Origin of the sequence: Pseudidiomarina halophila (assembly GCF_003987215.1) — a bacterium.
GTDB lineage: Bacteria > Pseudomonadota > Gammaproteobacteria > Enterobacterales > Alteromonadaceae > Pseudidiomarina > Pseudidiomarina halophila.
The window spans coordinates 123,684-144,737 of the sequence record NZ_PIPW01000002.1; the positions used below are offsets into that span (position 1 = coordinate 123,684).

A 21,054-nucleotide genomic window follows, 5' to 3' on the forward strand; every position below is an offset into this window, starting at 1 on the left:
TGCACCGGACGGTTCAGCTAGCTACAATTCGCCCCTTTCAAAAAGGAGCAGCTCATGGCACCCGTACTTATTCTAATGGGCTCGCAGTCAGACTGGCCCGTCATGCAACACGCCGCGAAGATGTTAAAAGATCTTGGCGTCGAGTGGCGCGCTGAGGTTGTGTCAGCACATCGCACCCCTGATCTTCTTAAATCTTCGATGGAACAAGCAGAGCAAGATGGTGTTCCCGTGGTGATCGCGGGCGCTGGCGGCGCTGCACATCTACCGGGGATGTTGGCTGCCTATACTGCTATACCGGTGCTTGGTGTACCGGTTCCCAGCAAGCAGCTTAAAGGCCTTGATAGTTTGTTATCGATTGTACAAATGCCAAAAGGCGTTGCGGTCGGCACTTTGGCGATTGGTCAGGCTGGCGCAGCCAATGCCGGCTTACTTGCGGCGCAGATTGTCGGTACCACAAACGCTAAGGTGCGTGAGAGCGTTCAGGCATTCCGTACTGCACAACGCGATAAAGTAATGAATGGTCCCAAGCTGGAGCTACCAGACGCATGAAGGTGTTGTTTGTCGGGGATGGTCAATTAGGGCAAATGCTTGGCGCCAGCGGCATCGGCTATGGGCATGAATGTCTGCTGTACAGTACGCGCACGCAGGAGGTAAAACCCTTATCTGCGCACGTCAGCTTGCCCTGGACGCTGACCGAAGCGATCGCCTGGGCCGATGTGGTGAGCTGGGAGCATGAAGCGATTCCAGCTGATGTTATTGCTGCTGCGCATGACAAATTCCTGATGGATCCGTCTCGCATCAAAAGCCTTACTGACCGTCGCGCCGAGAAAAAGCTGTTCGATGATTGCCGTGTGGCGACTTCGCCGTGGCAAAGCTACGGCACGCCAGCAGAACTCGAGAAGCTACTGCGCCAGACGACGCAGCCGCTAGTACTGAAAGCCGCCCGCGGTGGCTATGATGGTAAAGGTCAGTGGCGCTTCCGTCCTGGCGATGATATTGCTGAATGCGTTGCTGAAGCTGGCAAAGAGCCCGGCATCGCCGAGCATCTGATTCCTTTCGAAAAAGAAGTCTCGCTGGTCGGTGCCCGTGGCAAAGATGGTAGCGTACGCTGTTATCCGTTGACGACCAATGTACACACGCAGGGCATTCTGAGCTATAGCCTGGGTGGCATCGATGTCGTGCCTGAGGCATTGCAAAAACAAGCGGAGCAGGCCTTTCACCGGCTGACCGATGCACTGTCTTATGTAGGTGTGTTTGCAATCGAATTCTTCGTAGTCGAGGCCAGTGGGCAGACGCAGCTGTTAATCAACGAAGTTGCGCCACGGGTTCACAACTCAGGGCACTGGACCATGAGTGGCGCCAACTGCAGTCAGTTTGATCTGCACATGCGTGCCCTTACGGGGATGCCATTTCCAGAGTTGCGGATAGAACCGACGCTGATGCTTAACGTGATTGGCGCGAAGCAGATCCCCGCCGGATTGTGGCACCATCAGGATGCGCAATGCCACTGGTATAACAAAGAACCGCGGCCGGGCCGAAAAGTTGGCCATGTCAACGTTCGCACCGCGAACCCTGACACAGCTCTCAGCTGGGTGAAACAGTGGGCGGAAAAGCTTCAGTTGCTGGCTTAACGCTTACGCAAATACCTCTTGTAGCCATTGATTAATGGCTACAATTTGCTCCTGACAGACCTGATGCTGCATCGGGAAACTCTGATACTTCGCTTCATATCCTTTATCTGACAACCAGTTGTACGCAAGTTTTCCTAAGGATTCAGGGACTACCGGGTCCTGGCTGCCGTGCTGAATCAATATCGGCAGCTCGCGATTCGCTGCACTGAGCTGAATGCTGTCATGGGTCGCCAGATAGGTCGACAAGGCGAGCAAACCAGCTAAGCGTTGCGGATGCGAGAGGGCTGCCTCGTAGGCCACCGCGCCACCCTGAGAGAAACCGGCGATGACAATATGCTCTGGGTTGACGCCACGTTCGATCTCACGTTGAATTAAATCGCCAACAGCCCGTGCTGAAGCGCGGAGTTGCTCACTATCCACTTGCCGTTCAATTGACATCGATAAAATATCGTACCAGGCAGGCATGCGCATGCCGCCATTGATGGTGACCGGAATTTGTGGCGCGTGAGGAAACACAAAACGTATATGTGCACCGGCAGGTCCATGCAAATGTGGAACTATAGGCGCGAAATCATTGCCATCGGCACCGAGGCCATGCAACCAGATCACGCTGCGATTGGCGTTTTGATCCGGCTCGATTTCAACACAGGGCAGGTAAGCCATTTACTACTCCTTGGCGTGAGATACTTTTTTGCCAAGCCCGCCGCTGATGGTTAACTGCAATGCATCTGCCGGGCTCATGTCGAGGTGTTCTATACAGCTACGCGGTACCATCACCATGTAACCGCCGACATTGTAACTCATCGGCAAAAACACCGCGACCTGGTCCTCTTCAAGACACTCCGACAAGCGGTCACCTTCTTCACCACTCTTTTTTGTAATGATGCCGATAAGCTTCAAGTCACCACCGGGCAGGGTCACCATAACTACAGACTCTTTGGCAAAGTTCTTACCGGACATCATGTCAAATACGTCGGTGACGGTGCCATAAAGACTATTCAACAAGGGCATTTTGTTGATGATCTTGCCTGGCAGTAGCCATAATTTATTGACGAATGCCCAGCGTGAGCTGAAGCCAACCAGCGCGGCGATAACCAAAAAGCTGATAAATGCCAAACCCGGGAAGTAATAGCGCTCACCCAAAACAGCGATCCAAATGGGGCTAAGCGAGGTTTCAATGGTAACCAGAAACCAGCGCACCAGTGCGATGGTAACGATGATCGGCAACAAGATTGCCAGACCTTTAAGTAAATACTGTATGGCGTTTTTCATTATGCTACTCTCTTGTGAGTTTGTTCTAGCTTAGCTTTTTTCAGGAACCAAGATGAAACTATTTGGCAGCTATACCTCACCTTTTGTACGTCATTGCCGCATTGTGCTGGCGCAACACGAACAGCAATTCGAGTTTGTGCCTACCGATTACGCTCAGAGTGCGCAGCACTCGCCGGCCCAGCGGGTACCTTTCTTTACCCATAACGGGCTGAAATTACACGATTCGTCCTCTATTTTACGCTATCTTCGTAGTTTGGCCGATCAGCCGTTTTGCCCGGTTCCTGAGCAATTCGACTTGTATTGTCTGGTGAATACCGCATTAGATACCACCGTGAATTTATTTTTACTGGAACGTGATGGTATAACCGTTGATCAGGTGCCTTATCTGCAGCGCCAGCAGGCGCGCGTGACAAGCATTCTTGACGAGTTAAATCAACGCGATTGGCCGATGGGCGATAATACCAATGATGCGCATCTGCGACTCGCATGTTTTCTGAGTTGGGCACAATTTCGTGAACGTCTTGATATTCATCAGTGGCCAGAATTACAGAAATTCTTAAGCACGATGAATCAACAGGCCTGGTTTGCTAATACGCATCCAGCTTTGAGTTAATTATTAGTCTTACGGAGCAATTTTATGAAGCAGTGGATTCCCGTGCTGAGTGTAGCAGTGCTAGCTGCCTGCTCACCGCAACAACAAGAGTCGGACAGGAACGAAGTGGCAGAGAAGACAACGACCGTTAATACGCAGATTACTTACCCAATGACCTTCCGTGGCAACGTCACAGACAATTACTTTGGTACTGTAGTGGCCGACCCCTATCGCTGGCTGGAAGATGACCGCAGTGAAGATACTGAAGCCTGGGTGAAAGCTCAGAACGAAGTTACTTTTGCGTATCTGGAACAGATCCCTTATCGCGAAGAAATTGAAGATCGTCTGAGCGAAATGTGGAACTACGAGAAAGTCAGTGCGCCATTCAAAGAGGGTGACTATACCTACTTTTACAAAAATGATGGTTTGCAGAACCAGTACGTGGTTTACCGCACCGATGCGGAAGGCAACACCGAAGTGTTTCTTGATCCAAACACCTTTAGTGAAGACGGCACTACGTCCCTGGCAAGTTTGAGCTTCTCAAAAGATGGCTCCATTGCCGCCTATTCAATTTCCGAGGGTGGCAGTGACTGGCGTAAAATTATCGTCATTGATGCTGAAACTAAAGAGCAGCTCGAACCAGCCCTGGTTGATGTGAAATTCAGTGGTATTTCCTGGTATGGCAACGAAGGTTTCTACTATTCAAGCTATGACAAGCCTGACGGTAGCGAGTTATCGGCGAAAACTGACCAGCATAAACTTTACTACCATGAGCTCGGCACTGCTCAGGCGGATGACCCTGTCGTCTTTGGTGGTACCGAAGCGCAGAAGCATCGCTATGTTGGTGGGCAAGTATCTGAAGACAATAATTACCTGTTCATCAGTGCAGCTGTTTCAACCTCAGGTAACAAGCTGTTTATGCAGGACTTGAGTGACCCGGACAGTGAGCTGGTTACCATTCAGGGTCATACAGATGCTGACACCTCGGTGTTAGACAACAAAGGCTCTAAGCTCTATCTGGTCACTGACCTGGACGCACCAAACAAGCGCGTCGTTACCGTTGATGCGGCAGCACCACAGCCGGAAAACTGGCAGGATTTTATTGCTGAAACCGAGAACGTACTCAGCGTGGGTACAGGGGCAGGCGCTATTTTCGCCGAGTATATGGTCGACGCCATTGCTAAGGTCGAGCAGTATGATTATGACGGTAATAAAGTTCGTGACGTCACCCTGCCAGGTGTTGGCAGTGTAAGCGGCTTCAGCGGTAAAGATGACGCTGAGACCCTCTATTACACCTTCACCAATTACAATACGCCAGGTACGATTTACGCCTACGATCCGGACAACGGTGAATCGACGGTTTATGAAAAGTCTAAAGCAGACTTTAACAGCGATAACTACGAGTCCAAGCAGGTGTTTTACACCTCGAAAGATGGCACAGAAGTACCGATGATCATCACCCACAAGAAAGGCATGGAGCTCGATGGCAGCAACCCGACCATGTTATATGGTTATGGTGGCTTCAACGTCAGCCTGACGCCTTCATTCAGCATCACCAATGCCTTGTGGCTCGAAATGGGCGGCGTGTATGCGGTTCCTAACCTTCGTGGCGGCGGTGAGTATGGTAAAGCATGGCACGATGCTGGTACAAAAATGCAAAAGCAAAACGTGTTTGATGACTTTATTGCCGCTGGCGAGTATTTAATCGAACAAGGTTATACTTCAAACGAACGTCTCGCTCTTCGTGGCGGCTCAAACGGCGGTCTGCTAGTAGGTGCGGTCATGACGCAACGGCCGGATCTGATGCAAGTTGCCCTGCCTGCGGTTGGGGTGTTGGATATGTTGCGCTATCACACCTTCACAGCTGGTGCGGGCTGGGCTTATGACTACGGTACAGCGGAAGATAGCAAAGAGATGTTTGAGTACCTGTATGGTTACTCGCCAGTGCACAACGTAAAAGAGGGTGAAAGCTATCCGGCAACCTTGATCACCACCGGTGATCATGATGACCGGGTCGTTCCTGCGCACTCGTTTAAGTTCGCTGCGGAGCTACAGGCTAAAAACACCGGGCCAAACCCACAGTTGATCCGCATTGAAACCAATGCCGGTCATGGTGCTGGCACGCCGGTGTCAAAAACCATTGAGCAATACGCCGATATCTATGGCTTTACACTTTATAACATGGGTATTAAAGAGTTGGACGATATCCAATAAAGCGTTATCTGTTCCTCCCGAACAGTGCGTGGAAACGCCGGGGCAATCAAATGCCTCGGCGTTTTTTTATTAAAAATCATTAGTTTAATATTTGTTTAGAAGCTTTAAGCTAACCTTCAGGAGCTTTAAGAACGAATCGACCATAGTGCTACTCGTGCAATCACCACTGGATTGCAGCGGGAGGAAAAACTATGCGTTTGATTCAATTAAGTCACTACAACCCCTTTGCGACAATTATTGCATTTCTGATTGTCACTATTATTGGCTTTGCCAGCATGACCAAGATGCCTGTGCAACTGACGCCAAATCTCAATCGTCCGCAAATCGCGATTATCAACAGCTGGCGAGCTGCAGCTCCGGCTGAAATCGAAGCCGAAATTGTGGAGCCGCAGGAAAATATTCTGACTGGTATTGCTGGTGTAGAAAGGCTTTACTCGTCCGTCCGCGCAGGCATGAGCATTACCATGTTGGAGTTCGCAATCGGTACTGACATGCAGCAGGCCTTCATTAATGTGGTGAACGCGCTTAATCAGGCGCCACCCCGGCCGCGTGAAGCGAACGAGCCGACGGTGATGCTGGGTGGATTGGAAGAAAGCATTGCGACCTTGTTGATTACCAAAACGGACGCCGATGCTGATGCTGATTTCACCGCTTACCAGGATCTGGTTGAGTCCAGCGTAAAGCCAGAACTGCAAAAAATTCCCGGCCTTGCGCGGGTTGACCTGAACAGTAGTCTGACCCATCAACTGCAGGTGCAGATCGACCCTTTTAAAATGGCCGCGCTGGGTGTCAGTTTGAGTACGGTGACGCAGAGTATTCAACGCTCAACTAATATGTCCGGTGGTTTTGCTGAAGTTGGACGGCGTGAATACACCGTGCGCTACAACGGGCAATATACCCCGGAAACCTTTGGCGACATGATAGTTACCTACAATGACGGTCGCCCGGTCTATTTGCGGGAGATAGCATCAGTAGAAAAGGGTTTTTCCGAGCGCCGCAGCTTTGCTTTCCGAACCGGTCGTCCGGCATTCTATATTTCACTTAATGGTACCAACGACGCTAACACTGTTGAGGTTATGGAAAACCTCAAACGGGTAACCACCGACTTAAATGAACGGCTCTTGAGTAAGCATGGTTTGCAGATAGAGTTGAGTTTTGATTCTTCCGTACACATCAAACGCGCGATCGATTTAGTTCAGAGTAGTCTGGGTATCGGTATTTTACTGGCACTTGGCATGCTGTATTGGATGATCCGCGGCTTTCGCGCGACCTTATTGATCGGACTCACCATTCCTATCAGTCTTGCTGCTGCTTTGTTTGTCATGGCTATGCTCGGCCGCAGTCTGAATATTATTTCACTGGCTGGTCTGGCTTTTGCGGTGGGGCTGGTGCTTGATGCCGCGATAGTTGTGCAGGAAAACTTCCTACGCTTGCGACAACAAGGCGTTGCCACTTTGGCGGCAGCGCAAAAGAGCGCCAGTGATGTTGGTCCGGCGTTGTTTGCTTCCACAGCAACAACAGTCGCGATTTTTACTCCGGTCATATTTATGGATGGGGTGGCGGGGCAGCTGTTTTTTGATCTCGCTGTGACTATGTCAGTAGCTGTGGTCGCTTCGATGCTTGCAGCGATGTTACTGATTCCTGTGGTTGCGGTAAAAGTACTTAAACAAGAATCATCCGCGCATGATCCGCTGCCGCTGTGGTCCAAATTAGCAAATTTATACGGCCGGGCAACGCGGACGACCAAGCGATCTGCGCTGTGGGTACTCGGGTTACTTGGCGCTGCGGTCATTGCGATTATACTGTTACTACCGCGTCCGGATTTTCTTCCAGAGGCTAAGTGGGAAGGTATCTTTGTAGCTTTCATGGTTCCACCAGGCGCGAATTATTCGGTGCTGGAAAATGAGATTGCGCGTACCATCATGCGCCGTCTGGAGCCCCATGTAGAAGGCGATAAATTACCACAAATCCGCGATTACAATATTGCTTCAAGTTCCGGCGGCTCGGTTCTCTTTGTCTACCCGGAAAAAGCCGATAGTGCCACCGAAGTTCTGACGCTATTACGCGAAGAGATCCTGGTGGATCTGCCCGAAACCCAGGCGTTTGCACAGCAGTCCTCACTATTAAATATCAGTGTTGGCAGTACCAACCGAGCGGTGCGCCTGAATTTTAACGGCGAACTCGACAATCCTTCACGGTTAGTCATTGAACGCACCATTGCGCTTTTGCGAGACCGGTTGCCCAATACCTCGGTTCGCGCTATTCCGAATATTTATGATGCCAAACCGGAACTGCTGGTGACGCCTCGCGATCATGAGCTTGCGCAGGCTGGCGTCGACCGTAGTTCAGTGGCTGAGATGGTCCGCGCGGTAACCAGTGGACTCTACAGTGGCGAATATTTCGATGGCCATAACCGCCGCGATATTATTGTTAAGTCAACGCCATGGAGAAATCCCGAGGAACTTCAGGCAATGCCCATGTATACCACGAGTGGTGGCGCACAAACCCTTGGTCAGTTAACTGAGACTAAGCGCGTCACCGGTCCGGTGCGACTGCAACGTCTGAACGGCAAACGCACATTAACGCTGCTTATCGCGCCGCCGCCAACGGTCACTCTGGATGAAACAATAGAGATCACTCGTGGCGTTATGGATGAAATTGAGACGGAGTTGAGTCCAGGTGTCTACATGAGTCTTACGGGTGGCGCTGACGACTTGGCCGATACCATTGCAACCATGCAGGAGAACTTCAGCTACGCAGTGGTGATTTTGTTTCTCATCATGGCGGCGGTGTTCCGCTCAATGAAAGATAGCTTACTGGTACTGACAACTGTACCGGTGGCCATGGCAGGAGGCGTGTTGGGCCTTGCTGCCCTTAACCTCTTTACCTTTCAGGCTTTGGACCTGCTGACCATGATTGGCTTCGTCATCCTGCTCGGGTTGATGGTGAATAACGCTATCTTGCTTGTCGATCAAACCCGCAAAGCACAAGCTGAGGGCATGTCGTTATCAGCGGCAACTCAGTACGCAATAGCGACGCGGGTGCGCCCTGTTTATATGAGTTCATTAACTTCTGTGGTCGGTATGCTGCCGCTGGTATTGATCCCGGGAGCCGGTAGTGAAATCTATCGAGGCCTTGCTGTAGTTATTGTTGGCGGAATGCTTATCAGCACACTATTTATGTTGATTTATATACCCGCCTTAATGCGTTTAACCGCGCGTCCAGCTTTGAAGGAGGCTGATCATGTTACTAAATAAATTGTTCTTACCCATCGTGTTATTGAGCCTTTCCGTGCTCACCTTTTCTGCTTCCGCACAGCAAACGCCAGCAGTATCGGTGGTGCCCGTTGCAATGAAGACGCTTAGCCCTACCGTGATGGTAAGTGGTCAGGTGCAGAGTCGCTATAGTAGCGATTTAAGTGCCGGCGTTAACGGCAAGATTAAATGGATAGCTGAACCCGGCACACAGGTGTTGGCCGGCGACAACCTGGTGCAAATCGATGACCGTTCGTTTGTGCTGAATGTGCGTCAGTTAGAAGCAAAAATTCAGCGCAAAGCAATCGAAATCGAGCGCGCCGAGCGAGATCTGGCGCGCATGCAGGAACTGCATCATAAGGACGCTGTTTCTACTCGTGATGTTGATGATTTAACAGCAGAACTTGCACTGTTAAAGTCAGACCGGGAATTATTGCAGTTACAGCTTGAACAAGCTGAGGATGAACTTGCAAAAACCACAGTTAAAGCACCTTACAAGGGTGTGGTTACGGAACGGTTGCAGCGAGCTGGCGAGGATGTGACGGCAACAGCCTCGCTAATTAAGCTTGTTGACCTTGAACATCTTGAAGTGCGTTTCCATGGGCCACTGGCGTACAGTACGTTCACGCAGAGTGCTGCCAGCATCACTGTTTTCTTTTCTGGCGGTAGCCGCGAAATGCCTTTGCGTAAGCTTATTCCGGTCAGCGACTCGCGCTCGCAAACCTTCACTGGTGTGCTGGGAATCCCCGAGAACCTGTACGGTAAGTTCCGGGTTGGTGAGCTAGTTACAATCGCAGTGCCTGCTGCGCTCCCGGCGGAGCACTATGTGGTGCCACGTGATGCTCTGGTCATTGGCAAAGATGAAATTAGCGTATTTGTGATTGATAAGGACAACAAGGCGAACCAGGTTAAAGTTGCTATCGCCGGTGGCGACGGTGACTTTGTCAACGTTAAAGGTCAATTACACAATGGTCAATCCGTCGTGGTACGCGGTGCCGATCTGTTGCGCAACGGGCAAGTGGTTAAAGTCTTGAGCGCCGAAGACTTCCCCCTCACTACAATTGGCAGTTAGCGGAGCCTCCGATGACCGTTAAGTACGCTTTATTTACATTGCTACTGAGTGCGTTTAGCGTTTCCGTTCATTCGGCTGAAGTTTACCGAAATGGCAAGTGGTGGGACGGTAGCGATTTTGTCGCAACGACATTTTACGTCGAAGATGGTGTTTTTGTTGATCCCGGGGCGGTTGAAAAAGTAAGTATCAGTCACGACTTGCAGGGGGCATTCGTTTTGCCCCCGCTTGCCGACGCCCATAATCACAATCTGCAGAGTCCCTGGTTGGCCGATAATTTTCATGACCGGTATCTCAAGCAAGGTATTCTTTATGGTGCCATGCTTTGTGGTAGCCATAGCTCCGCGAAGCTGACGCGCGAGCGCTTAAAGCTTGCGGGGTTGCCCTCGATAAAGGTTGCTGGCGCTTGTCTTTCAAGCTCTGATGGTCACCCGTTACGGATGGCGCTAAAGTCGAGAGAAGGACAGCCGGATGTAGCGCCCGATCGTATTTATGATAAAAGCTATCTAGTGATAGATACAGTTGCGGACATTAATAAAAAATGGCCTTTGATTGAGCAAGGTGCTGTCGACTTAGTAAAAATTATTATTGTCCATCATGAAGACCAGACTCGTCGTGACAATGAGGAATTCTTCGGAGTCAACGGATTATCTGCGGAGGTGGTAGTGGCGTTGGTACCATTTCTTCAGGAACGCGGGCTAAGGGTGGTTGCGCACACTGAGTCCGCGGCTGACTTTGCCTTAGCGGTAGCAGCGGGGGTTGACTGGATTGGCCATTTACCGGGTTATCACTGGAGCACTGGTAAAACTGCCGCTGCATACCGTCTCACCGAGGAGGTAGCGGCACAGGCCGCGGCAAAAGGAATTCATGTAATACCAACTGCTGGTGTGGTTAATTTGTTTAGCGATCTTTCTCCGGCACAACGGCAGCAGGTTCAGGCCTTGCAACGTGAAAATTTGCGTCGTCTGAGACAAGCGGGTGTGTCATTTCTTACTGGCTCGGATCAATTTATGGGCTCGGTCGTGGATGAGCTCATCTATTTAAGAGAAATCTTAGGGTTTGATGCGCAAGCACTCATAAATAGTGCAACACGTACCACCCCACAAGCATTATTTCCTGGTCGTAAGGTTGGTAAACTTGAGATCGGATTTGAGGCCAGCTTTAACGTCTATCAGACTAACCCTGTGACTGATTTTAGTAACTTAAGCGCTCCGGCCCAAGTGGTGCAACAGGGTGCAGAAGTTATCATTCAACCGGAACAACCCAATTAATTAGGAAGTCGGGCAAGCAGCTGTTGGAACTCGGGCGTTTGGCGCAACGGGTCGTAGTGTGGGTCACTGTGCAGGATGAGAGCCTGTGGCTGCTTGAGGCTGATAGCTTCTTCAAGAAAGCGCAGTGCAGTATCGTACTCACCAGCAACAATAGCATAGCGCGCCCATGAAATTGGCGGAATGTATTGACCTAAATTATCCTCGTTGCGTTCTTCAAGTAAGCTAGCGTAAACCGCCTCAATGCCTCCCTGATCAAAGGTATCAAGGTAGTTGGCTATACGTTGTTCTGAGTAACCTTCTTCACGCATGAGTATTTCGAGGTGATCCATGGCCATGGCGTCATCGTTCGTAAGTACGCCAATTCGGGTTAAAATATGATTGTGCTGTCTTGACGGCGCTTCAGAGTTGATTAATCGCTGAGTTTCAGCAATCGCCCGCTGGTAATCGCCTTGAAACATATAGACCAAGGACAAATTCATATAGCGGTAAAAGTCTGGATTTTTCACCCGCAGCTGGCGCAATAATTCATTTGCCTCCTGGTAGCGACCGCGAATCAAAAGAAACTCAGAATAGCCTAAATAAATACCTGGATCGTTTGGCATCGCCTCAATAGCCTTTTCATAGTAGGTGTTGGCGGTGCTTAAATCCCATTCACCAAGGAAGGCCAGCTTTGCCTTCAATTCAAGCGCATCACCGTTGTCAGGTGCTTGGGCAAGGGCAAGGTTGAGAATGGTATTAATTTCATCAACGTACAATTGTAGATCCCGGAACCCATTTATCGCGCTCATTTCAAATTTGGCTTCGGCGATGCCAATGTGAGCCAAAGTGAAACTCGGGTACTGTTGGAGTACGTCGCGGAAGAGTTCGATTGCACGGCGATAATTTTCTACAGAAGTCTCAGTATGTTGTGCCACGGAAATGAGCTTCTGCGCTTCATCGAACTTCGCTTGTAATGCTGCGTCGGGTAACATAGCTGCTGCAGAGACAGTATCACTCTGCCCCTCCGCAACCGGTTTCGAAGACGAAAACAGATCCAGATTAAGCAACACAACAAACGTCAGTAAAACGAACACCAGCGCCATAATCAGGCCACTTCGTCGCCAATCACGTTTGGTGTTCACAGGTGAGGGAGCGAGCGGATCTTTTGCCACAGTAGCGGGGCTGTCCCCCGCTGAAATGTTTTCGGCGGAACGTTCTGCTGCAGTGCTTTCCTGCACTGTGGTTTCGGGTAGCCAAAAGTAACCTACGCCGGGAATGGTTTTAATAAATTGAGGTTCACCACGGCTGTCATGAAGGATCTTTCGTAGTTTACTTACTGCGACGGACAGGCTGTCCTCATTGACTACACGACCAGCCCAAACAGCATTAAGTAGCGTTTCTTTTGTCAGAGCTTGTTGCGGGTGCTGACAGAAGTAATCCAATAACGACGCAATACGATGCTCGAGACTAATTTCATCGGCCGGCGAGCGTAATAATGCATGCAAGGGGTCAAATTCATAACCACTGAAGCAATAAATACGTACAGCCATGTGAGACTCTCCAAATTACAGTAGGTCAAGCTTAGCGATTTAGGCTTGGTATGTAAATGAAGAGTACCCATTGCAATCAACAAGATAGCTAGCGCGCTTGCGGACCATGCAGCGTTATTGCGGTAACAATGTTTTGTTCTATTGCTTCGGCAAGGTCGTTATCAAGGATAGCTTCTGCGTGTTCATGGGCGACATTCAACTGCATAATGCCCCAGGCTTGATTGCGGCCGTGAACTTTGCCGGCATAAAGCGCCTTATCGACCAGCATGAGGGTTGCTTCCCAATCCATTTGTGCGTGACTCAGGTTAGCAAATGGGTAACTGATAAAGCCGGCTGTCGCGGTGATAGCGATGTCGCCGGAATTTTTCGTCGTCACAGGTTCTTCAGCAATGGTCGCTAACAACCGCGTGACGAAACGTGGGAGAGCGTCGGGTTCCGCGTTGGTCAGGTAGATCAGAAATTCCTCGCCACCCCAGCGAATGACTTTGTCGTTGTCGCGGCAGATGGCCTGTAAACGTTTGGCAACTTCAATGATGACCTCATCACCTGCGGCGTGGCCGAACTTGTCATTAATGCGCTTGAAGTGGTCAATATCAATCAGAATCATGGCATCGGACTGGGCGCTGCCTTCTTTTTCCTGGCGCTGTAACTCCTGCTGCATCGCGCGGCGGTTCAACAGGCCCGTCAGCGGGTCACGCACCGATTGGTCAGCCAACCGTCGGTTAGCATCTTTCAGGGCGAGATTTGAGCGGCGCGCGGCACGGTACAAGTAGAACGCCAGAACGGAGAACAACAGGGCAACAATAATTCCTAACGCTAAGATAAGCTGCTGCTGGCGTTCATTCTGCAGCATTTGTGCGTTCAGATCATTTTGTTGCTCGAGCAGTTCAATCTGCTGGGCTTTATCCTTTGATTCGTACAGGTTCTGCAATTCAGTGACGTTCTTCTGCATTTCTGTATTAAATACGGTTTCCCGCAGATCGCGCTGTTCGCGCAATACTTCATATGCTAGTTGATAACGATCAGCCATGGCGAGCGCTTCTGCGTATTCGCCCAACAGCGCCTCAACTTCGCGGTCCACCCATTCGCCCCGGGCCTGATTGACAACGTTCTGCATTGTTTCGAGACCGGCGTCATGATTACCCAGGTGCACCTGGATAAAGCCCAGGTTAAACCGGATTATTTGCTCGGTAATGGTATTGTTTTGCTGCTCGGCAATAACAAGTGCTTGCTCCAGGGTAGCGATGCCCGACTCAAAACGTTGAGTGCGTATCGCCAGGTCGCCAAGATTATTCAGCACAGTGGGCTGCATTCCTGCCCAGAGAGGGTCATCTTTAATCGAATTCTCTAACTCTTCGTAGAGATCAAAGGCGCGATCGAAATCGCCCTTTTCGGTGGCGATATAGGCGCGTTGGAACTGAATTTCTGGAGCGAAGGTTGTTTCAAGGTTGGCGCTGCGCATGGTTTCTTCAGCTTCATTTAGCTGTTGCAGTGCCTGCTCATACTGAGTCTGTTGGGTATAGATCTCGGAAATCCGCAGCTTCAGGTAAATGCGTCGCACTGGTGTGCGCGCAGTGTTTGTCTCATTAACGGCATCGGAAGCCTGAATAAGGTGCTCAAGCGCCCGTTCTGTTTGATTTTTTTGTGTGTAAACGCTGGCGATCAAGTTATGGGCGAAATAACGCACGCGCGGCAAAGTAGCGCTGGCTGCGGGCAGGATCGCGGTGTTGATTAAGGTATAAGCTTCGGTGAGCTTGCCCTCAATGGTCTTTATCAGGATGCGTGTCGCTGCAGCTTCGGTAAGTGCATCGGCATAACCACTGTTTTGTGCAAGATCGTCAACCTCGTCCAGCAGGGCGTAAGCTTGTTCTATATCGCCTTCATAGGCGTGCGACATGGCTAAATAGGATTTCACCCGGACCTGCGTCATCACCGGGGTGTCGGCCGACATCTCCGCAATAATCGCAGTTAATTGCTCACCCATTTCGGCTTCGCTCAGGTTACTATTTAGCATCGTATCAAGCTGCTGCTCAATAGCGTCATCCATAGGGGGGGGCGGGTTAGCCGTCTGCGCTTGCGCCGTGACAATAGCTATGACAAACAAGCATGCTAAGAAGCCATGCCAGAAGCGCTTATAGATCGCTGTGCTATTTTGGCTCGTTTTCACGAGACCCCCTCAATGATGAAAAAATGCGCACTTAATTTACTCCTCTGGTCGGAGGAGTGCAATTAAGAAACGACGAAATGCAACTATATAAGCCGACTAGTTTATAAGTTACGAAATTATTAATAGAGTCGCTATAAGCTTGACTAGGTAGTAAAAATGCCTAAAAGTCGTACAAGTTGACCTAAAATACTACAAAAGGAAAGTCCATGTTAAGTCATCGCTTAGATTTCAAAAGCGTTTTTACGTTAGCTCTGCTATTTGTGCTGACGGCCTGCCAACCGCAATCGACATCTTCGGAAAATAAAGAAAGTGAGGCGCCAGTTGCCAAACGGGAACCTTATACTGTGGTTTCGCCCCACGGAGAACGCGTCGATTACTATTACTGGTTACGTGATGACGAACGTAAAGATCCTGAAGTTCTTGCTTACTTAAATGCAGAGAACACCTATTACGATCGTTACCGGGAGGATTATCAGGAGCTGACTAATGCCCTTGAAGCTGAACTGATGGCGCGCGTGAAGCAAGATGACGAAAGCGTCCCTTACCGGCGCGGCGCTTACCTTTATCAAACCGAATATGAAGCAGGCAAAGAATATCCCATCTATACCCGCATCCACATTGAGAGCGGCGAGGAAGAAATTCTGTTAGACGTTAATGCCCTTGCAGAGGGGAAATCCTTCATGCAGGTGTCTAATCTGCAGGTGAGTCCTGATCAAAGCAAACTTGCTTACGTGGTAGATGATAAGGGCCGTCGCCAGTACGAGTTGTTCATCAAGGATCTGACAACTGGTACTGTTACCGCTACTGAAGTAAAAGGCATCTCGTCGGCAATTGCCTGGGCGCAAGACAACGAAACACTATTTCTGATTGAAAATGACCCGCAAACACTTTTGTCCAAGCGGGTACTCAAATATCGCTTGGGTGAGCCGGCAACGACCGTCGAAGTAGTCTATGAAGAACAGGATGAAAGCTTTTACATGTGGGTCGACAATACCAAAGATAACGAATATATCGTTATTAGCCTGCAATCGACCGTGTCCAATGAGGTGCATGTGCTTGATGCCGCAACGCCGGGCGGCACCTTTCAGGTGGTAGCGCCACGCGAGCGGGACTTACAATATTCAGTGGATCATATCGATGGGCGTTGGATTATTCTGACTGACTACGAAGCTCCGAATTTCCGTGTCATGCAGGTGGCAACAGAGGAGCTAGGAGATAAAGATAACTGGCAACCGCTGGTGGCACACGATGAGGATGTATTCATTCATGGCATCAGCGTATTTACCGATCATCTTGCGTTAAATGAACGCCATAATGGCTTACGGCAAATACGCATCGTACCTTGGGATGAAACTGCGCAAAGTCACTTGATCAGTGCAGATGAACCGACCTACGTAATGACTTTCGAAACCAATGTCGAACAGGATACCAACTTGGTGCGTTACAACTACACGTCTCTGGTAACGCCGACGGTAACCTACGCCTACAACATGGAAACCCGTGAGCGGGAAGTTCTTAAGGCGACAGAAGTGCCCAACTATGACGCGTCAAAGTACGCTACTGAACGCACCTGGGCGACGGCTGATGATGGCACTAAGATTCCGGTGTCGCTGCTTTATTCCAAAGACTTTAAGCAAGACGGCACTGCACCTCTTTATCAGTATGCGTATGGCTCTTATGGGGCAACTTCTGAGCCATGGTTCCGCCAGTCGGTGTTCTCATTAGTTGACCGTGGCTTCGTGTATGCTATCGCGCACATTCGTGGCGGTCAGGAAATGGGCCGGCAGTGGTATGAGAGCGGGAAGCTGGAGAACAAAAAGAATACCTTCACTGATTACATCGATGTGACTGATCATTTAGTTGCTGAGGAGTATGCCCATCCGGGTAAGGTGTTTGGTATGGGTGGCAGCGCTGGTGGTCTGCTTATGGGTGCTGTGGCCAACCTGGCACCGGAGAAGTATCGCGGGCTGGTTGCCCACGTACCTTTCGTCGATGTGGTGACCACGATGCTGGATGAAACCATTCCGCTGACCACCAATGAGTTTGACGAGTGGGGCAATCCGCAAGAGCAACCTTATTATGATTATATGCTTTCGTATTCGCCTTACGATCAGGTGATGAAACAGGCCTATCCGGCTATGTTGGTGACCACGGGGCTGCATGATTCACAGGTGCAGTATTTCGAGCCGGCCAAGTGGGTGGCCAAATTGCGGCATCTGAAAATAGACGATAATCCGCTGATGTTTAAAACCAACATGGAAGCCGGGCATGGTGGCTCTTCAGGTCGCTTTGCCCGTCTCAAAGAAACCGCCGAAGAGTATGCGTTCATCCTGAACCTGTTGGGAGAAGAGGTCAGCCCGTAGTGTAACTACGGGATACGGCAAGCCAGGCCCGTAGTAGAACTACGGGCTACAGTTGTGGTAGACGTTCTGGACGTCGTCACAATCGTTGAGCATATCCAGGAATTTTTCCATCATAGCAACGTCATCACCACTGATGGTGGTGGTGACTTGCGGCAAGTACTGAACTTCGTCAACTTCGAAATCAATTTCAGGAAACGCATCCTGCAGAGCGGTTTTTGCTTTGTGCCACTCCGTGTGGGGGGCAAAAACCGTGATTTTGCCTTCTTCAGCTTCGATGTCAGTCACATCTACATCGGCCATCATTAATGCTTCTAACACTGCGTCTTCATCATCACCGGCAAACGCCAGAATCATGCAGTGATCAAACATATGCGCGACACTTCCCGGAGCGCCGATTTTTGACTTGGTTTTAGTAAAACAATTGCGAACTTCGCCAAAGGTACGGGCTGGGTTATCCGTCAGGCACTCGACCATGACCATGCAGTTGCCCGGACCAAAGCCTTCGTAAACGGCTGGAGCGTAATCTTCACCCGCGCCACCTTTAGCTTTTTCAATCGCTTTTTCGATAACGTGTGCTGGCACCTGATCTTTTTTCGCACGATCGATGAGGCCACGTAGTTGCAGGTTGGCGTCAGGTTCTACACCACCTTGTTTGGCGACAACATAAATTTCTCGCCCATATTTACTGTAAACTTTACTTTTAGCCGCCGCTGTCTTCGCGATCGACTCCTTGCGGTTTTGAAAGGCGCGACCCATAGTGAACTCTCAATAGTGTTGTTCGAAAAGCGCAATATTATACGCACTTCGGCATGTGATCCAGTTTAAACCTTTGCCGGAATGAAGTAGTTTAGCCAGAACTAATACGATAAAGGAGTAACTAGTGATGAGCCAGGTCTCGCGCCCCCATGTCGAAGCATTTTTGGATAGTGACAGTGAAACTTATAGTTACGTGGTCTGTGATCCAGCGAGTAATAAGGCGGTCATTATCGATCCGGTACTGGACTTTGATTACAAGTCAGGACGTACGCACACAAAAGGTGCACAGCGATTGGTTGATTTTGTGCGCGCTAAGCAACTGCAACTCGAGTGGATTCTGGAGACACATGCGCATGCTGATCATCTCTCGGCAGCTCCTTTTATCAGGGACACGCTGGGGGGCAAAATTGCCATCGGCGAACATATCCGCGATGTGCAGAAAATTTTCAAAGAGGTTTTTGATTTAGAGAAAGAGTTTTTACCTAATGGCACTCAGTTCGATAAGCTTTTTTCCGACGGCGACACTTTTACGGTCGGCACTATGAGCTTCCGGGTGCTTCACACTCCAGGGCATACGCCGGCCGATGTTGCGTACATTATCAACGAAAGCATGGCGTTCGTTGGCGATACGCTATTCATGCCTGACGTGGGTACCGCACGCTGTGATTTCCCAGGTGGCAGCGCGAGGACACTTTATCGCTCCATCAGAAAACTTCTGGCGTTGCCCGAAGCGACAGAAATTTATATTTGTCACGATTACCCACCGCAGGGCAGATCCCATGAATGCCGGACAACAGTGGCCGAGGAGCGCAAGCACAGTAAACATGTGCATGATGGTGTGAGTGAAGAGGAGTTTGTAACTATGCGCGAAGAGCGCGACGCGACACTCGACATGCCACGGCTGATTTTACCGTCGATACAGGTCAATATTCGGGCGGGGGAGATGCCGCCAGCAGATGAGCAAGGTAAGGTTTACCTCAAGCTGCCCATCAATCAACTGTAATGACGATGCTACTTTCTTATTTAGCCTTTGTGCTAGTGGGCGGCGCGGCATTAACCGGACTGATTTCGTCACCGACAGCTCTGGTGCTTGGCTTCGTACTTGCCGGTTTCGGATGGGTACCGCGCCACTTTAATCCAGCCCAGCTGGCTAAGCGTCTGCTGGCGGTTGCTATTGTCCTGCTCGGTTTCGGCGTGCAGCTGGACGCGGCGCTTGCGATAACCGGCGATGCTATAGGGCTTATTATCGTCTCGATTGTGGTAACGCTGGCGCTGGGATTATTACTGGGTAAATGGTTAGGGGTCGAAACCTCAACCGCCCATTTGATTGGCTCTGGAACCGCTATTTGTGGCGGCAGTGCGATAGCAGCAGTGGGCCCGGCCATTCGTGCTCGCAGTGATCAAATGGCGCTGGCCCTCGCGGTGGTATTTATTCTCAACTCTGTAGCTTTAATCCTGTTTCCGGTGATTGGCCGCTTGTTGGAGCTGGATCAAGTTACTTTTGGTTTATGGTCTGCGGTTGCGATTCATGATACCTCATCCGTGGTAGGTGCGGCAGAAGCCTATGGCGATGAAGCTCTGGTGGTAGCGACCACGGCTAAGTTGGCGCGCGCATTATGGATCGTCCCTTTGGCATTACTCTCGGCCTGGGTTTACGCCCGCTCGCAACCGAAGCAGGGACGTACCAAGCTGGTAGTGCCCTGGTTTATCGGGGGCTTTGTCGTTACTGCTGCGCTGGCGAGTTATTTTCCGGGTGGCGATGAGATGTTCGGGATCTTTTTTGCGATCGGAAAACACCTTCTGATTTTCTGTCTGTTCTTAATTGGGCTAAGCTTAACCTTAACGCGAATCCGTGCAGCGGGGTTCAGGCCATTGCTTTTAGCAAGTATTCTTTGGTTAACCATCGCCGTTGGCAGTCTCGGTTGGCTGATGATCGAGTTTTAAAAAAACAAAGCGAGACTTATGACAATACCAGCATCAATACGTCAACAAACGTGTAAAGATTGTCTTTCAGGGAAGGATTTAGGTTTTGAGATAACCATGGCTTTTCAGCCAATTATCGACTGGAAGAAAAAAGAAATATGCGGTTACGAAGCCTTAGTGCGTGGTACCGAGGGGCAGGGCGCAGGATGGGTCTTTGACCGCATAAACCATGAAAACCGCTATTACTTCGACCAGGCTTGTCGGGTGAAAGCTATCGAAACTGCGGCGCGCCTTGGTGTTGATTCTCAGCTCCACATCAACTTTCTGCCAAATGCGGTCTACAGTCCTGAAACCTGCATCAGAGCGACGATTGAAGCTGCCGATCTGTACGGGTTTGATCTTACCAAACTGGTCTTTGAGGTTACCGAACTGGAAGAAATAGTTAGCAAATCCCATTTGCAACGCATCTTTAGCAGTTACGCAGCTCGCGGCTTTCAAACGGCGATAGATGATTACGGCGCTGGCTTCACAAGCCATAGTTGGCTGGTTGAATTGCGACCGCATATTTTAAAGCTCGATCGGGGCATGATTACCGACCTGGATCAATCTGCCCAAATGCAACAAGAAATTAAAAAGGTTATGCAACAATGTGAACTGCAAGGCACACGCGTTTTGGCTGAAGGAATTGAAACACAGGCAGAACTGGAAACTTTAGTGCGGCTCGGTGTCCGTTTCATGCAGGGCTACTACTTCGCAAAACCAGGCTTTGAAAGCCTTCCCCAGGTAAACTTCTGACATTTCTCAGCTGTATTTAACGGTAAAGAGAAGGCCTGTTAATTAAATTTACCTGGCAACCAATAATCATAAAAATGTTATAGAGCTATCTGTCGACTATTTCGACTGACAGATAGCTTAATCTTTATTTCCATCTAAAATCAGAAGATAAATCAGGCAAGTTGACAGAAAGCGGTCCGTCAACTAATTAAACAGTATGATTGCAAGAAATTTACATT

Annotated in this window: 16 protein-coding genes; 11 read left to right on the forward strand and 5 right to left on the reverse strand. The window is 50.0% G+C overall.

Going from position 1 to position 21,054, the window contains the following annotated elements; all coding sequences use genetic code 11:
- Positions 1-54: 54 nt before the first annotated feature.
- Together purE and CWI69_RS06635 are read left to right on the forward strand one after the other, a co-directional pair.
- A complete protein-coding gene (purE, locus tag CWI69_RS06630; protein WP_126763115.1) occupies positions 55-549 on the forward strand; it encodes a 5-(carboxyamino)imidazole ribonucleotide mutase in 495 nt (164 codons plus the stop codon).
- Positions 546-1,631: an ATP-grasp domain-containing protein gene (locus CWI69_RS06635; RefSeq protein WP_126763117.1), complete on the forward strand. Its 1,086-nt coding sequence runs from the start codon at positions 546-548 to the stop codon at positions 1,629-1,631. Before purE ends, CWI69_RS06635 begins: the two co-directional genes overlap by 4 nt.
- A 3-nt stretch (positions 1,632-1,634) precedes the next feature.
- Here the strand turns inward: CWI69_RS06635 and CWI69_RS06640 are convergent, their stop codons facing one another.
- Entirely contained in the window at positions 1,635-2,294 is a 660-nt protein-coding gene (locus tag CWI69_RS06640; RefSeq protein WP_126763119.1) for an alpha/beta hydrolase, read from the reverse strand.
- A gap of 3 nt (positions 2,295-2,297) precedes the next feature.
- On the reverse strand, positions 2,298-2,903 hold the full coding sequence (locus tag CWI69_RS06645) for a DUF502 domain-containing protein (protein ID WP_126763121.1): 606 nt from the start codon (positions 2,901-2,903) through the stop codon (positions 2,298-2,300).
- A 52-nt stretch (positions 2,904-2,955) separates the two neighbouring features.
- On the opposite strand from CWI69_RS06645, the gene CWI69_RS06650 reads away from it, so the two are divergent.
- The 5 genes from CWI69_RS06650 to CWI69_RS06670 all read left to right on the forward strand — a co-directional run bounded on the left by CWI69_RS06650 (position 2,956) and on the right by CWI69_RS06670 (position 11,303).
- Complete coding sequence (locus CWI69_RS06650) at positions 2,956-3,516, forward strand: glutathione S-transferase family protein (RefSeq protein WP_126763123.1); 561 nt, start codon at positions 2,956-2,958, stop codon at positions 3,514-3,516.
- Between the two features lie 24 nt (positions 3,517-3,540).
- Positions 3,541-5,709, forward strand: coding sequence for a prolyl oligopeptidase family serine peptidase (locus CWI69_RS06655; RefSeq protein ID WP_126763125.1), 2,169 nt, complete (start codon positions 3,541-3,543; stop codon positions 5,707-5,709).
- 191 nt (positions 5,710-5,900) lie between these two features.
- Positions 5,901-8,966, forward strand: a complete 3,066-nt coding sequence (locus tag CWI69_RS06660) for an efflux RND transporter permease subunit (RefSeq protein ID WP_126763127.1) — start codon at positions 5,901-5,903, stop codon at positions 8,964-8,966.
- Positions 8,953-10,035, forward strand: coding sequence for an efflux RND transporter periplasmic adaptor subunit (locus tag CWI69_RS06665; RefSeq protein ID WP_126763129.1), 1,083 nt, complete (start codon positions 8,953-8,955; stop codon positions 10,033-10,035). Before CWI69_RS06660 ends, CWI69_RS06665 begins: the two co-directional genes overlap by 14 nt.
- 11 nt (positions 10,036-10,046) lie before the next feature.
- Positions 10,047-11,303 carry an amidohydrolase family protein gene (locus CWI69_RS06670; protein ID WP_126763131.1) on the forward strand — a complete coding sequence of 419 codons (1,257 nt, stop codon included), beginning with the start codon at positions 10,047-10,049 and terminating at the stop codon, positions 11,301-11,303.
- Here CWI69_RS06670 and CWI69_RS06675 read toward each other — a convergent pair.
- Together CWI69_RS06675 and CWI69_RS06680 are read right to left on the reverse strand one after the other, a co-directional pair.
- The gene (locus tag CWI69_RS06675; protein ID WP_126763133.1) at positions 11,300-12,832 is read right to left on the reverse strand and encodes a winged helix-turn-helix domain-containing protein; all 1,533 of its coding nucleotides are present in this window, start codon (positions 12,830-12,832) and stop codon (positions 11,300-11,302) included. The two genes, CWI69_RS06670 and CWI69_RS06675, sit on opposite strands and share 4 nt — an antisense overlap.
- An 88-nt stretch (positions 12,833-12,920) precedes the next feature.
- A complete protein-coding gene (locus tag CWI69_RS06680) occupies positions 12,921-14,999 on the reverse strand; it encodes a tetratricopeptide repeat-containing diguanylate cyclase (RefSeq protein ID WP_126763135.1) in 2,079 nt (692 codons plus the stop codon).
- 206 nt (positions 15,000-15,205) lie between these two features.
- Here CWI69_RS06680 and CWI69_RS06685 point away from each other — a divergent pair, with 206 nt between their 5' ends.
- On the forward strand, positions 15,206-17,362 hold the full coding sequence (locus tag CWI69_RS06685) for a S9 family peptidase (protein ID WP_126763137.1): 2,157 nt from the start codon (positions 15,206-15,208) through the stop codon (positions 17,360-17,362).
- 39 nt (positions 17,363-17,401) lie between these two features.
- Here CWI69_RS06685 and CWI69_RS06690 read toward each other — a convergent pair whose 3' ends face one another.
- Positions 17,402-18,118: a YebC/PmpR family DNA-binding transcriptional regulator gene (locus CWI69_RS06690; protein ID WP_126763139.1), complete on the reverse strand. Its 717-nt coding sequence runs from the start codon at positions 18,116-18,118 to the stop codon at positions 17,402-17,404.
- Positions 18,119-18,245: 127 nt separating this feature from the next.
- Between CWI69_RS06690 and CWI69_RS06695 the strand changes: the two genes are divergently transcribed.
- From CWI69_RS06695 to CWI69_RS06705, 3 genes are read left to right on the forward strand one after another with little or no spacing between them, the layout of a single operon-like run.
- Entirely contained in the window at positions 18,246-19,121 is an 876-nt protein-coding gene (locus CWI69_RS06695) for an MBL fold metallo-hydrolase (RefSeq protein ID WP_198678914.1), read from the forward strand.
- Positions 19,121-20,062 carry a YeiH family protein gene (locus tag CWI69_RS06700; RefSeq protein WP_126763143.1) on the forward strand — a complete coding sequence of 314 codons (942 nt, stop codon included), beginning with the start codon at positions 19,121-19,123 and terminating at the stop codon, positions 20,060-20,062. The genes CWI69_RS06695 and CWI69_RS06700 overlap by 1 nt, the downstream gene beginning before the upstream one ends.
- Before the next feature lie 18 nt (positions 20,063-20,080).
- The gene (locus CWI69_RS06705) at positions 20,081-20,836 is read left to right on the forward strand and encodes an EAL domain-containing protein (protein ID WP_126763145.1); all 756 of its coding nucleotides are present in this window, start codon (positions 20,081-20,083) and stop codon (positions 20,834-20,836) included.
- Positions 20,837-21,054: the final 218 nt, after the last annotated feature.